Annotated in this window: 13 protein-coding genes and 1 pseudogene; 7 read left to right on the forward strand and 7 right to left on the reverse strand. The window is 62.3% G+C overall.

The window, feature by feature from the left end:
- Window positions 1-37: 37 nt before the first annotated feature.
- Both M5C71_RS14210 and M5C71_RS14215 read right to left on the reverse strand, forming a co-directional pair.
- The gene (locus M5C71_RS14210) at window positions 38-832 is read right to left on the reverse strand and encodes a hypothetical protein (protein ID WP_103495935.1); all 795 of its coding nucleotides are present in this window, start codon (window positions 830-832) and stop codon (window positions 38-40) included.
- A gap of 252 nt (window positions 833-1,084) precedes the next feature.
- Window positions 1,085-2,086 (reverse strand): alpha/beta fold hydrolase, encoded by a 1,002-nt coding sequence (locus M5C71_RS14215; RefSeq protein WP_248768152.1) that lies wholly within the window; start codon window positions 2,084-2,086, stop codon window positions 1,085-1,087.
- Between the two features lie 79 nt (window positions 2,087-2,165).
- Here M5C71_RS14215 and aroC point away from each other — a divergent pair, with 79 nt between their 5' ends.
- From aroC to M5C71_RS14245, 6 genes and pseudogenes are all read left to right on the forward strand, one after another.
- Window positions 2,166-3,257, forward strand: a complete 1,092-nt coding sequence (aroC, locus tag M5C71_RS14220) for a chorismate synthase (RefSeq protein ID WP_152737249.1) — start codon at window positions 2,166-2,168, stop codon at window positions 3,255-3,257.
- Window positions 3,257-4,417 (forward strand): MFS transporter, encoded by a 1,161-nt coding sequence (locus M5C71_RS14225; protein WP_248744710.1) that lies wholly within the window; start codon window positions 3,257-3,259, stop codon window positions 4,415-4,417. Before aroC ends, M5C71_RS14225 begins: the two co-directional genes overlap by 1 nt.
- On the forward strand, window positions 4,414-5,034 hold the full coding sequence (locus tag M5C71_RS14230; RefSeq protein ID WP_248768082.1) for a methylthioribulose 1-phosphate dehydratase: 621 nt from the start codon (window positions 4,414-4,416) through the stop codon (window positions 5,032-5,034). Before M5C71_RS14225 ends, M5C71_RS14230 begins: the two co-directional genes overlap by 4 nt.
- A 101-nt stretch (window positions 5,035-5,135) precedes the next feature.
- On the forward strand, window positions 5,136-5,681 hold the full coding sequence (locus M5C71_RS14235; protein WP_248744712.1) for an acireductone dioxygenase: 546 nt from the start codon (window positions 5,136-5,138) through the stop codon (window positions 5,679-5,681).
- A gap of 29 nt (window positions 5,682-5,710) precedes the next feature.
- Entirely contained in the window at window positions 5,711-6,394 is a 684-nt protein-coding gene (mtnC, locus tag M5C71_RS14240) for an acireductone synthase (RefSeq protein WP_248768083.1), read from the forward strand.
- Window positions 6,395-6,799: 405 nt separating this feature from the next.
- A pseudogene (locus tag M5C71_RS14245) lies at window positions 6,800-6,994 on the forward strand (helix-turn-helix transcriptional regulator); the annotation flags it as partial.
- 86 nt (window positions 6,995-7,080) lie between these two features.
- Here the strand turns inward: M5C71_RS14245 and M5C71_RS14250 are convergent.
- Window positions 7,081-7,353 (reverse strand): DUF3509 domain-containing protein, encoded by a 273-nt coding sequence (locus M5C71_RS14250; protein WP_103495929.1) that lies wholly within the window; start codon window positions 7,351-7,353, stop codon window positions 7,081-7,083.
- 327 nt (window positions 7,354-7,680) lie between these two features.
- Between M5C71_RS14250 and M5C71_RS14255 the strand changes: the two genes are divergently transcribed.
- Window positions 7,681-8,199 carry an ankyrin repeat domain-containing protein gene (locus M5C71_RS14255; RefSeq protein ID WP_248768084.1) on the forward strand — a complete coding sequence of 173 codons (519 nt, stop codon included), beginning with the start codon at window positions 7,681-7,683 and terminating at the stop codon, window positions 8,197-8,199.
- A gap of 33 nt (window positions 8,200-8,232) precedes the next feature.
- On the opposite strand, the gene M5C71_RS14260 is transcribed toward M5C71_RS14255, so the two are convergent.
- From M5C71_RS14260 to M5C71_RS14275, 4 genes are all read right to left on the reverse strand, one after another.
- Entirely contained in the window at window positions 8,233-9,141 is a 909-nt protein-coding gene (locus M5C71_RS14260; protein ID WP_100939052.1) for a MurR/RpiR family transcriptional regulator, read from the reverse strand.
- A 102-nt stretch (window positions 9,142-9,243) separates the two neighbouring features.
- Window positions 9,244-10,008 carry an ABC transporter ATP-binding protein gene (locus tag M5C71_RS14265; protein WP_248768085.1) on the reverse strand — a complete coding sequence of 255 codons (765 nt, stop codon included), beginning with the start codon at window positions 10,006-10,008 and terminating at the stop codon, window positions 9,244-9,246.
- 21 nt (window positions 10,009-10,029) lie between these two features.
- Entirely contained in the window at window positions 10,030-11,142 is a 1,113-nt protein-coding gene (locus M5C71_RS14270; protein ID WP_248768086.1) for a succinylglutamate desuccinylase/aspartoacylase family protein, read from the reverse strand.
- Between the two features lie 9 nt (window positions 11,143-11,151).
- Entirely contained in the window at window positions 11,152-11,850 is a 699-nt protein-coding gene (locus tag M5C71_RS14275; RefSeq protein ID WP_103495925.1) for an ABC transporter permease, read from the reverse strand.
- Window positions 11,851-11,852: the final 2 nt, after the last annotated feature.

Genomic DNA, 11,852 nt, shown 5'->3' on the forward strand with positions numbered 1-11,852 from the left:
GCCTGACCCTGGCGCCCTTGGATGGGCGCCACAAGGTTCAGTGACGGGTCGCGATCCAGATCAGCAAGCCGGCCTGGAACATCGCAAAGGCCACCAGGCAGGTGATGGTGAAGCGCAGGCCGGTGTCTTCACGCTTGAATTTGCTCACGCGTTCTTCCTGCTGGCGCAGCTTCACTTCCTGTTCCAGCAGGTTCTGTTCGGCGGTCTGCAGCATCTGCGCCGCTTCGAGTATTTCGACGAATTGCAGTTTTTCGGTGTTCCACGCCGTGCGCAGGTCGCCGACCCGCACGTCCTTGTAGCTGCCCTTGAGGTGCAGGGGGGCATCCGCGTATTCGACTTCGTAACCCTGGACTTTCAGGAAGTGATCGCGGCGCAGGCGGGTGTCTTCGTTCAAGGCGTCCTTGTTTTGCAGGGTGGCGCCATCGACCACGTAATGTGAGCCTTTCTTCTGGGCCCAGATCGCCGCCTGGGCGGCCAGGAAACGTCCGATACCGCGATTCATCGGCTCTACCTGCAAGCCGCTTTCCGGTCCGAAATGCACGCGCTTGGTGCTGTGGTCGACCCACACGTCCAGGTGGTTCTGTTCCTTGCGCACCCGTTGTCCCGGCAGCTGGATCTCCAGGCGCAGCAGGCTGCGTTCCTTGCTATGGCGCTCGGCGTAGCCGAACTGGACAAACCGCAGGGGGCGGGCGCCGGTGCTGCGCTCGGTGGGCAGGGGCGCCAGGCGCAGCAGCTTGAAATGCTCGGCCTGGACGTCCGCCCACGGCAGCTCCACGGGCGGGGCCTCGGCGGCTTCGGCGGTGTTTTCGGTTGAGGCTTGGGGTTCAGTCATTCGGCAAGATCCTGTCCGTATCCAGCTTGCCGGTCACAATATCGGTACCGGCAATGACTTATCGGCCGTTTTTGGCAGGACTGGAGCAGAAAGTGCCCTTGGGCCTGGCACCGGTCCTGTAGCGGTCTTGAGGGCCTCTTCGCGGGCAAGCCCAGCTCCTACAGTCCAGTGTCGAACACAAATTTTACACACGACACTGAACTGTAGGAGCTGGGCTTGCCCGCGAAGCTTTTGACGCCCTCAAGCCGGGCCTCAGTGATGCGGCAGCCCGTCGATAAAGGCCAGGATCCGGCTGCCCAGTTCGGCGGCCAGAGGCAGTTGCGGGTCCTTGTAGGAGGCCAGCTGGCTCTTGATATCTTCGGGGACGATACGCAGCACATGGTTCATGCCGTCAATCAGCGCCAGCTGCGCGTCCGGCTTGGCGGCCTTGAGCGCCTCGGCATCGCCGACGCCGACCTGGATGTCGTTGCGGCCCTGGACGATCAGTGCGGGTATCTTCAGGCGGGCGAAAGCCGCCGCCGGGTCCTGGCGAAACAGGCTGATCAGGTAGGGCTGGACGCTGGGACGGAAAATCGGCATCAGCGGCGCGGGGATATCGTTGTCCAGGTGCCCGGCCTTGAGGCTGTCGAGCAGAGCGTTGGCCCGCAACATCAAGGCCGGCGGCAGGTTATTGGCCAGTTGCTGGCGGACCACGCTGTCGACCGGGCGGCCGCTGCCGGCGACGCTGATCAGCGCCGCGACGTCCAGCTTGGGCGCCGCCAGGGTGGCGATCAATGCGCCCTCGCTGTGGCCGAGCAGGATCAGTGGCCCGAAACGCGGGTCGGCCTTGAGCTTCTCGCCCCAGGCCACCACATCCGCCGTATATCCCTCGATACTCAGGGTTCGCTCGTCGGGTGCGGCAGCCAGGCTGGCGGCCACGCCACGCTTGTCGAAGCGCACGCTGGCAATATTGTGACTGGCCAGTACCCCGGCCAGGCGCTTGAGGCTGTCGGTGCGACCGCCATCGGGATTGTTGCCATCGCGATCGGTGGGACCTGAGCCGGACACGATCAACACCACGGGTACCGGTGCGTCGGAGCGCGGCAGCAGCAACGAGCCGAACAGCTCGCCGCTGCCGGTGTCCAGGGTGATCGGTTGTTGTAGCAGCACGGAGGCTTGGGCAAAACCGCTGAACAGGGCCAGGGTCATCAAAATCAATCGCAGCATTATCACGCCATTATCTACAGAGTGTCGGTTCGACTCGTCATCGAGGATAAGGTTCGAGGATGAACTACGGGGATAGCCCGCGTATACTGCCACGCTTGATCTAGACTCGATTCGCGGAGCGCCCTGCATGTCCGGCAATACTTACGGCAAGCTGTTCACTGTCACCACCGCAGGCGAAAGCCATGGCCCGGCGTTGGTCGCCATTGTCGACGGCTGCCCTCCGGGCCTGGAGTTGTCCCTGGATGACCTGCAGCGCGACCTCGACCGCCGCAAGCCGGGCACCAGCCGCCACACCACCCAGCGCCAGGAAGCCGACGAAGTGGAGATCCTCTCCGGGGTTTTCGAAGGCCGTACCACCGGCTGCGCCATCGGCCTGCTGATCCGCAACACCGACCAGAAGTCCAAGGACTACTCGGCGATCAAGGACCTGTTCCGCCCGGCCCACGCCGACTACACCTATCACCATAAATACGGTGAGCGCGATTATCGCGGCGGCGGCCGCAGTTCCGCCCGGGAAACCGCCATGCGCGTGGCGGCCGGTGCCATCGCGAAGAAGTTCCTGGCCAGCCAGGGCATCGTTATCCGTGGCTACATGAGCCAGTTGGGCCCTATCGAAATCCCGTTCAAGACCTGGGACTCGGTGGAGCAGAATGCCTTTTTCTGTCCCGATCCGGACAAGGTGCCTGAGCTTGAGGCCTATATGGACCAGTTGCGGCGCGACCAGGATTCGGTCGGTGCGAAGATCACCGTGGTTGCCGAAGGCGTGATGCCGGGCCTGGGCGAGCCGATCTTCGACCGCCTGGATGCGGAACTGGCCCATGCGCTGATGAGCATCAACGCGGTCAAGGGGGTCGAGATCGGTGCCGGTTTTGCCTGCGTGGCCCAGCGCGGCACCGAACATCGCGACGAACTGACCCCGGAAGGTTTCCTCAGCAACAACGCCGGCGGCATCCTTGGCGGGATTTCCTCCGGCCAGCCGATTGTCGCGCACCTAGCCCTCAAACCGACCTCGAGCATCACTACGCCGGGACGCTCCATCGACATCCATGGCAACCCGGTGGACGTGATCACCAAGGGCCGTCATGACCCTTGCGTGGGCATCCGTGCCACCCCGATCGCCGAAGCGATGATGGCGATCGTACTGATGGACCACCTGCTGCGTCACCGCGGGCAAAACGCTGACGTGCGGGTCGGCACACCGGTACTGGGCCAGTTGTAATGCCGGGGGCGCCGCTCCCTTACTGGCGGTTGTCCAGTTTCTACCTGTTCTACTTCGCCTTGCTGGGAGCGACGGCGCCGTTCCTGGCGCTGTACTTCCATCATCTGGGGTTTGCCCCGGCGCGGATTGGCGAACTGGTAGCGATTCCCATGCTGATGCGTTGCGTGGCGCCGAATATCTGGGGCTGGTTGGGTGACTACACGGGCCGGCGCCTGGCGATCGTGCGCTTCGGCGCGGTCTGCACCTTGCTGGCGTTTTCGCTGATCTTCTTCGACAAGAGCTACGCCTGGCTGGCGCTGGTCATGGCCCTGCATGCGTTTTTCTGGCACGCGGTGCTGCCACAGTTCGAAGTCATCACCCTGGCCCATCTGAAGGTCCAGGGCCAGGCGGCACGTTACAGCCAGATCCGCTTGTGGGGTTCCATCGGTTTCATCCTCACGGTGGTGGCACTCGGACGCCTGTTCGAGGCCCTGAGCCTGGATATCTACCCGGTGGCCATTGTGGTGATCATGACCGGTATCGTCCTGAGCAGCGCCTGGGTGCCCAATGCCCAGCCGCCGAGCCAGGGCCCGAGAGTGCCTGGCGAAGGTTTTCTGCGACAGTTGCGCCGCCCCGGGGTGTTGGCGTTCTATGCCTGTGTCGCGCTGATGCAGATGAGCCATGGTCCTTACTACACCTTCCTGACCCTGCACCTGGAAAGCCTCGGCTACACGCGTGGGCTGATCGGCATGCTCTGGGCACTGGGGGTGGTGGCGGAAGTGCTGATGTTCCTGGCCATGAGCCGGATCCTCGCGCGCTTTTCGGTCCGTCGGGTGCTGCTGGCCAGTTTCCTCCTGGCCGCCGTGCGCTGGTTGCTGCTGGGCGCGTTGGCCGATCACCTGGCGGTGCTGTTGTTCGCCCAGGTGCTGCACGCGGCGACCTTTGCCAGCTTTCACGCCTCTGCCATTCATTTCGTGCAACGTAGCTTCGGCGCGCGCCAGCAAGGCCAGGGGCAGGCGTTATACGCTGCACTGGCCGGTACGGGCGGGGCTTTGGGCGCGTTGTACGCCGGTTATAGCTGGAACAGCCTGGGGCCGACCTGGACCTTCAGCATCGCCAGCCTCGCGGCCCTGGCCGCGGCCATTATCATTGCCACACGCATGGAAGAGGAGCGGCCATGAACCTGACCCGTGAACAATTGAGCCTGGAGATCATCGAGGCCGGGCGCTTTCTGTATGGTCGCGGCTGGTCGCCGGCCACCAGCAGCAACTATTCGACCCGCCTGTCGGCCAGCCAGGCGCTGCTGACGGCGTCTGGCAAGCACAAGGGGCAGTTGGGCCCGGACGATGTGCTCGCCACCGACCTGGCGGGCAACAGCCTGGAGCCGGGCAAGAAGCCCTCGGCCGAAACCCTGTTGCACACCCAGCTCTATACCTGGCGCGGAGAGATCGGCGCGGTGTTGCACACCCATTCGGTGAATGCCACGGTGTTGTCGCGGATGACGCCCGGCGAGTTCATCGAGTTCGAAGACTATGAGCTGCAAAAGGCTTTCTCCGGGGTCACGACCCATGAGTCCCGGGTGCGGGTGCCGATCTTCGATAACGACCAGGATATTGCGCGGCTGGCGGCCAAGGTGCAGCCTTGGCTCGAGGCGCATCCCGATTGCGTCGGTTATCTGATTCGCGGGCACGGTCTCTACACCTGGGGGGCGCGCATGAGCGACGCCCTGCGCCAGATCGAAGCGTTCGAGTTTCTCTTTGAATGTGAGTTGAAAGTCCGTTCGCTGCAGTCTTCCTGAATATCGGTTTTTGCACGAACTGTTGATTATCTGATTATCCGGCGCGTCGGACCGGCCTCCAGAGCAGGTCGACGCAGAGCCCAGTCGAGGAATAGAGTCCCATGAGCAGCCTGTCCGTCTATCACGTTTCAAGCCCGGACCTCCCGAACAAGGTCCTGACCCACGTCGACGACATCGCTTCGACCCTGGCCGAGCAAGGGGTGCGTTTCGACCGTTGGCAAGCTGCCGCGCCGATTCAGCCCGGTGCCAGCCAGGAAGAGGTGATCGCCGCCTACCAGGCGCAGATCGACCGTCTGATGACCGAGCGCGGCTACATCACCGTCGACGTCGTCAGCCTGAACAGTGATCACCCGCAGAAGGCCGAGTTGCGCGCCAAGTTCCTCGACGAGCACCGGCATGCCGAAGACGAAGTGCGTTTCTTCGTTGCCGGTCGCGGTCTGTTCTCCCTGCACATCGGCGAGTATGTCTACGCCGTGCTCTGTGAAAAGAACGACCTGATTTCGGTACCGGCCGGTACGCCGCACTGGTTCGATATGGGCGAACACCCACATTTCGTCGCCATTCGCCTGTTCAACAACCCCGAAGGCTGGGTCGCCCAGTTCACCGGCGAGGACATCGCCAACCGTTTCCCGCGTCTCGAAGACTGACTCCGCCATTCCACCCAGAAGGATCCGACATGCCGATCAAAGCCATCCTCACGGATATCGAAGGCACCACCAGTGCGGTGAGCTTTGTCTTCGACGTGCTGTTTCCCTACGCGGCCGGGCATCTGCCGGAGTTTGTCCGGCAACACGCCGAGCGCCCGGAGGTGGCGGTGCAACTGGGGGCGGTGCGGCTGGACAGCGGTGAGCCGGCGGCGGATGTCGAGCGGGTGATCGAGATTCTCCTCGACTGGCTTGCCGAGGACCGCAAGGCCACGCCGCTCAAGGCCTTGCAAGGCATGGTCTGGCAGCAGGGTTATGAAGCCGGTCAGCTCAAGGGGCATGTGTACCCGGATGCGGTCCGGGCGCTGCAGGACTGGCACGGGCAGGGCTTGGCGCTGTATGTGTATTCCTCGGGCTCGATCCAGGCACAGAAGCTGATCTTCGGCTGTTCCGAGGCTGGTGACCTGTCGCCCTTGTTCAGCGGTTATTTTGATACCACCTCGGGACCCAAGCGCGAAGTCCAGTCCTATCGACATATCAGCGAAGCCATCGGTTGCCCGGCAAGCCAGATCCTGTTCCTTTCGGATATCGTCGAAGAACTCGATGCCGCCCGCCAGGCCGGCATGCTGACCTGCGGCCTGGCGCGCGACGGTGGAGAACTGCCCGGCCACCCGAACGTGAGCAGTTTTGCCGAGATTGATCTGGCGACACTTTAGGTTAAACAGAGCATGGACGGTCGTCTTGATTAAAACTTGAGTCGGCCTTGTGTGTTTTAAGTTGTAGGAAATTGCCTGTTGAAATGTCGGGCATCCCTGTTTGTGTTTGTGGTTGCTTGTTAAATCCCCTTTCTGTGTAACTCTCTGTTTTTTGATGGGTGTTTGTCTGTGGCTAAGAAGCATTGGTCACGGCAGGGAGATCTATTGAAACCAGAGGGAGAAACAATCATGAACGTTCCCGAAATGCTGGGTGCCGATGTCGTGCGCAGAGTTTCTTGCAGGGTGGTCGATATTGCCGATTCGCGAGGGCGGAATAAACAGGATTTTATTCAATCCTCCAAGGCACCGTCCCACGTTGTCGTCCTGCCCGCGCTGGACAAGCCCCGCCGGTGCCGGTTGTCAAAGAGCAAAACCTTGAGCGAAAAGGAACTGGAAGTGTTGCGCTGGGCACGGGCGGGCAAAACCGTCTGGGAAATCAGCGTTATTCGCGATGTTTCCGAAGCCACGGTCAAGTTTCATCTGCGCAATATCTATCACAAACTGGGTGTGAGCAATCGGGCGCATGCCGTGGGAGAGGCGGTTAATCGTGGCTTGGTGTGAGAGGGTGCAGGCAAGTTGCATGGCACCCGTGGAAGGGCTGCCGGGAGAGTCCGACAGGCTTCAACGGGGTGCTTGTGGTTTTCTGCTTACTGATAGGTCGGCAGTGCGAAGCGGTTCTGGCTTTGCAACAGTGCGATCGACGGTAGTTCACCGGGCTCGCTGGCGAGGTCGCGGCGAATGGCGCTGATCACCCAGGTGAGTTGTTCCGCGGTGTGTAATTGCGCGTAGGAAACCGAGCGCCGGACTTGCTTGCCGTCGCTGGCCTGCAGGGTCAGCAGAATGCCGCCATCCGGACGCGCTTGGGTCGTGACCTTGTAGTTGGAAAATACCGAAGCAAACTTTTCCTGGATCAGGCTCATGTCTATGGACTCCTTTAGCTCATGTAGGGCATGGAGTCATAGGTGCAGTGATTGTGCCAGCATGGGATTTTTAAAAATTACTTATAAAACAATAAGTTATGGTTTTTTTGGTTTTGCGCGGTCGTGCATTTTGCAAGAAAGGCCATCGTGCATCCTGCATTTTGCCGATGTCTGGGCGCTCGGCGCGGGCCTGGTGTCGGGCTGTTCCGTTGCGTTTATTGATTGTCTCTATGGAAGCGCTTGAAAAATAGGGCATGACAGCGAGCAGGAGGCTCGGGAAACTGGAGTCCTTTACAGCCCTGTCCAAGCAACGCCAAGGAGCGCTCCATGTCCGACCAGGCCCGACAAATGACCGAAGACCAAGCCGCCGAGTTCGCCGAACAGGTGTTCGATGTGGCGCGCAAGGGCGATGCGCCGATGCTTGCGGCCCTGTTGAGCAAAAGCCTGCCGCCGAACCTGCGTAACCACAAGGGTGACACTTTGCTGATGTTGGCCAGTTACCACGGGCATGCCGATGCGGTGCGTGTGTTGCTGGAGCACAAGGCTGATCCGCAGATACAAAACGATAACGGCCAGAGCCCGATTGCCGGCGCGGCGTTCAAGGGCGACCTGGAGATGGTCAGGTTGCTGATCGAAGGCGGGGCCCAGGTCGAGGGGACGTCGAAGGACGGCCGTACGGCGCTGATGATGGCGGCGATGTTCAATCGCACCACGATTGTCGATTACCTGCTCAGCCAGGGCGCCGATCCCCGGGCCCAGGACGCCAACGGCGTCACCGCATTGGCCGCGGCACAGACCATGGGCGCCCAGGACACGGCGGCGCAGTTGCAGAAAATCCTCGGCTGACGCACTGCTGCAAATACCGCGCGGCGGCCATGCTCACTTTTTCGTTGGCTTGCTGCTGCCGGGTATGTGCAGGTAGGACATCACGCTTTCCGTGAGTTCGGTTGCCAGTTTCACGGCTTCCTTGTTGCGCGCCATCACCCCGGCTACCAAGCCTTCGATCAACGCCAGTACCGCGATGTTGGAACTGGTCAACACGGCGTGGTCGGCCGGGGCAAAGAGCACGTGCTGGGCGATGCCGGTCAGCGGCGAGGCCGGCGAGTCGGTGATGGCCAGCACCGTGGCGCCACGCTCGTGGGCAAACCGCGAGAGTTGCAACGTATCCAGGGAATAGCGCGGCAGCGAGATCGCCAGGAGGATGTCCTGGTCGGTAATGGCCGCCAGTCGATAAGCGGCGTTTTCGTTACCGCCCTCCATGCTGATGGCGGTCGCGTCGGCGCAGAAGGGCATCAGGGTCGAAGCCGCGAGGCCGGCCATGTAGACGCTGTTGCCAAACCCGAGGATGTAGATCTTGCGGGCCTGGGTCAGGCAGGTGACAAAGGCTTCGAAGGTCTCGGGGTGGTTGTTGGTGCCGGTGGTGCCGAGGTTACCAATGGCACTCTCGATCTGTTCATGCAGGCCGAAGGCGCCGCCGGGGCGGTGCGCCAGTTCGTTGCGCAGTTTGTCCACCGGCGACACCATCTGCTGCAAGGTCGCTACCAGCTCGGCTTTCATGCCGGTGTAGCCGCCCAGGTTCAGCGCCTTGGCCAGGCGGTTGACCGCGGCGGGCGAGGTGGCGGTGGCCTGCGCCATCTCCTCGATGGTCAGGGTCGCGGCTTTCAACGGATGGCGCAGGATGAAGTCGGCCACCTTGCGCAGCGAGGGCTGCAGGTCGGCAACGATTTCCGCCAGTTTGCGCATGACCGGTGCGGCATAGACCGTAGTGTTTTTCGAGGGGGTCGGCATATCCGGCTCAACAGGTTCTGGGGGTGGAAGGGCGGGTGCCAGTGTATCCGAAGCCGGCCGTCGACGTGCGGGGCCGGCAATGGTCGGGGCGTCAGGCGGCGGCTATTTCAAGCTGCCGCAGAGGAATTGCCGGAGACGTTCGGACTGGGGCCCCCGCAGCACTTCGCGCGGGTTGCCGCGTTCTTCGACCTGGCCTTTGTGGAGGAATACCAACTGGTTGGAGACCTCCCTGGCGAAGCCCATTTCATGGGTCACCACGACCATGGTGCGACCTTCCAGGGCCAGGTCCTGCATGACTTTGAGCACTTCACCGACCAGCTCCGGGTCGAGCGCCGAAGTGGGTTCGTCGAAGAGCATCACTTCCGGTTCCATGGCCAGGGCCCGGGCTATCGCCACACGCTGCTGCTCGCCGCCGGACATGTGCGCCGGATAGGCGTTCAGGCGGTGTCCCACGCCGACCTTGTTCAAGTAGTGTTCGGCCTTTTCCCGGGCTTCTTTCCTGGACACACCGAGGACCTGCACCGGGGCCTCCATGACATTTTCAACGGCGCTCATGTGCGACCACAGGTTGAAGTGCTGAAACACCATGGCCAGTCGCGAACGCATGCGTTGCAGTTGCTTCGGCTCGGCGGCCTTGAGCCCGCCCGAGGCGTTGGCCACCAGTTTGAGCTGTTCACCATTGAGCCGTATCTGACCGGCATTGGGTTGTTCAAGCAAATTGATGCAGCGCAGGAAAGTGCTTTTACCGGAGCCGCTGGAGCCGATGAGGCTGATCACATCACCGGCTTTTGCCTCCAGCGACACGCCCTTGAGCACTTCGTGAGTACCGTAGCTTTTGTGCAGGTCCTGAATTTCAAGTTTGTTCATGCTGTGTTCACTCTGCTGAAGTCAGTCGCTGAGCAAGCGACCTTGGCGAATAGGGGTACGACCGGCGACTTTCGCCAGCCACAAGCCGGGTTGGGCGAAACGCAGGCGTTCGCGGGCATAGAGAATGCCGTCGGTGCTGGCGGTCACCACGCTGTGCTGGTCGGTCACGGGGTCGATGACTTCGAACAGCGGGTCGCCGACCTTGACTCGCGCACCCAGCGGCTGCAGGAAACTGACCACGCCGGGGTGTGGCGCGTAGGCATATTGCGCTCCAGCGAACGGAGTGGCTTCACAGCAGAGGGCGGGCGCGGCCGGCCATTGACCGCTGATCAGGCCCTGTTCGGCCAGGTAGCCGAGGATCTGCTCGGCGCTGGCGATGCAGGGCTCGCGATCGGTGTCGGCCATACCTCGCAACTCAACGGTCGTGGCTATGCAGGCGAGGGGGATATTGGCCAGTGGGAAGCGTTTGGCCAGTTGCACCCAAGGGCTGGCACAGGCTTCGTCAAAGGCATTGCCGCCGGCATCCTCGGCCAGCAGGGCGGCTCCGGCGCCGAGGCGCGCGGCCAGGGAACACAGGCGCGACCAGTTTTGCGGCAGGGCGTAGAGCAGCATGATCGACTCGAAGTCGCAGTGCAGATCGAGCACCACATCGGCATCACAGGCATGGCGCAACAACTGGCGACGCAAACCGTCAAGTTCCGAGGTGGCCGGGGGCAGGTGCTCGATGACCGTGAGCATGGCGCGACGAATCAGTCCGACGTTGGTCACGGCGTCCGCGCCCAGTTGGCCTTCCAACTGCCGGGCCACGGCGTCGGTCAGTTGCGGGAAGTCGCGATTGAAGTTGCTGCCGCTGGAGAACTCGAAGCGACCCTGATGGGTGGCCTGGAACATCTGCCCGATGCCGATGGGGTTCGCCATGGGTACCAGTTCGATCACACCGATCAAGCGCCCCTGGTCTTCCAGTTCACGCAGGCGGCGCTTGAGCTCGACGGCGACGCGCATGCCGGGCAGTTCGTCGGCGTGCAGGGAGGCCTGGATGTAGGCCTTGCGCGAGCCGCTGCCGAAGCGAAACAGTGACAGCTGGCGCTCGGTGCCCGTGGCGCTCCAGGGCAGGACGTAGTTGATCTGCTGCATGGGGGTTCCTTAGTGCTTGCGTGGCGCCAGATACGCCAGCCAATGGCGCTCGGCCAACTTGAACAGACGCACGAGGGCGAAGGTCATGGCCAGGTAGATCAGGCCAGCGGTGATAAAGGCTTCGAAGGGCAAATAGAAGCGCGCGCTGACGGTGCGCGCCGCGCCGGTGATATCGACGAGGGTGACGATCGACGCCAGGCTGGTGGTTTGCAGCATCATCAGCACTTCGTTGCTGTACTGCGGCAGCGCGCGGCGCAAGGCCGAGGGCAGGAGAATGCGTCGGTACAGGGTCATGCGCGACATGCCCATGGCCCGGGCGGCCTCGACTTCGCCGCCGGGTGTCGACTTCAGGCTGCCGGCGAGCAACTCTGCGCTGTAGGCACTGGTGTTGATTGCAAAGGCCAGGCAGGCGCAAAAGGTCGCGCTCGACAGATAGGGCCAGAGCAGGCTCTGGCGGACTGCTTCGAACTGCGCCAGGCCGTAGTAGATGAGGAACAATTGCACCAGCATCGGCGTGCCGCGGATCACGTAGGTGTACAGCCAGGCCGGGAAGTTGAGCAGCGGCGAGCGGGAGACCCGCAGCAGCGCCAGGGGGATGGCCAGCATCAGGCCCAGGGCCAGGGAGATCAGCAGCAGCTTGAGGGTCAGCAAGGCCCCCCCGAGATACAGCGGCAGGTTTTGCCAGATCAGGTTGTAATCGAGAATCATCG

The sequence above is a fragment of the Pseudomonas sp. MWU12-2345 genome (genome assembly GCF_023242385.1).
GTDB lineage: Bacteria > Pseudomonadota > Gammaproteobacteria > Pseudomonadales > Pseudomonadaceae > Aquipseudomonas > Aquipseudomonas gingeri_D.

Excerpts from the sequence above, each read along its gene's own strand:
- M5C71_RS14210 (WP_103495935.1), bottom strand. The coding sequence starts at position 832 with ATGACTGAACCCCAAGCCTCAACCGAAAACACCGCCGAAGCCGCCGAG.
- aroC (WP_152737249.1), top strand. The coding sequence starts at position 2,166 with ATGTCCGGCAATACTTACGGCAAGCTGTTCACTGTCACCACCGCAGGC.
- M5C71_RS14225 (WP_248744710.1), top strand. The coding sequence starts at position 3,257 with ATGCCGGGGGCGCCGCTCCCTTACTGGCGGTTGTCCAGTTTCTACCTG.
- M5C71_RS14230 (WP_248768082.1), top strand. The coding sequence starts at position 4,414 with ATGAACCTGACCCGTGAACAATTGAGCCTGGAGATCATCGAGGCCGGG.
- M5C71_RS14235 (WP_248744712.1), top strand. The coding sequence starts at position 5,136 with ATGAGCAGCCTGTCCGTCTATCACGTTTCAAGCCCGGACCTCCCGAAC.
- mtnC (WP_248768083.1), top strand. The coding sequence starts at position 5,711 with ATGCCGATCAAAGCCATCCTCACGGATATCGAAGGCACCACCAGTGCG.
- M5C71_RS14250 (WP_103495929.1), bottom strand. The coding sequence starts at position 7,353 with ATGAGCCTGATCCAGGAAAAGTTTGCTTCGGTATTTTCCAACTACAAG.
- M5C71_RS14255 (WP_248768084.1), top strand. The coding sequence starts at position 7,681 with ATGTCCGACCAGGCCCGACAAATGACCGAAGACCAAGCCGCCGAGTTC.
- M5C71_RS14260 (WP_100939052.1), bottom strand. The coding sequence starts at position 9,141 with ATGCCGACCCCCTCGAAAAACACTACGGTCTATGCCGCACCGGTCATG.
- M5C71_RS14265 (WP_248768085.1), bottom strand. The coding sequence starts at position 10,008 with ATGAACAAACTTGAAATTCAGGACCTGCACAAAAGCTACGGTACTCAC.
- M5C71_RS14270 (WP_248768086.1), bottom strand. The coding sequence starts at position 11,142 with ATGCAGCAGATCAACTACGTCCTGCCCTGGAGCGCCACGGGCACCGAG.
- M5C71_RS14275 (WP_103495925.1), bottom strand. The coding sequence starts at position 11,850 with ATGATTCTCGATTACAACCTGATCTGGCAAAACCTGCCGCTGTATCTC.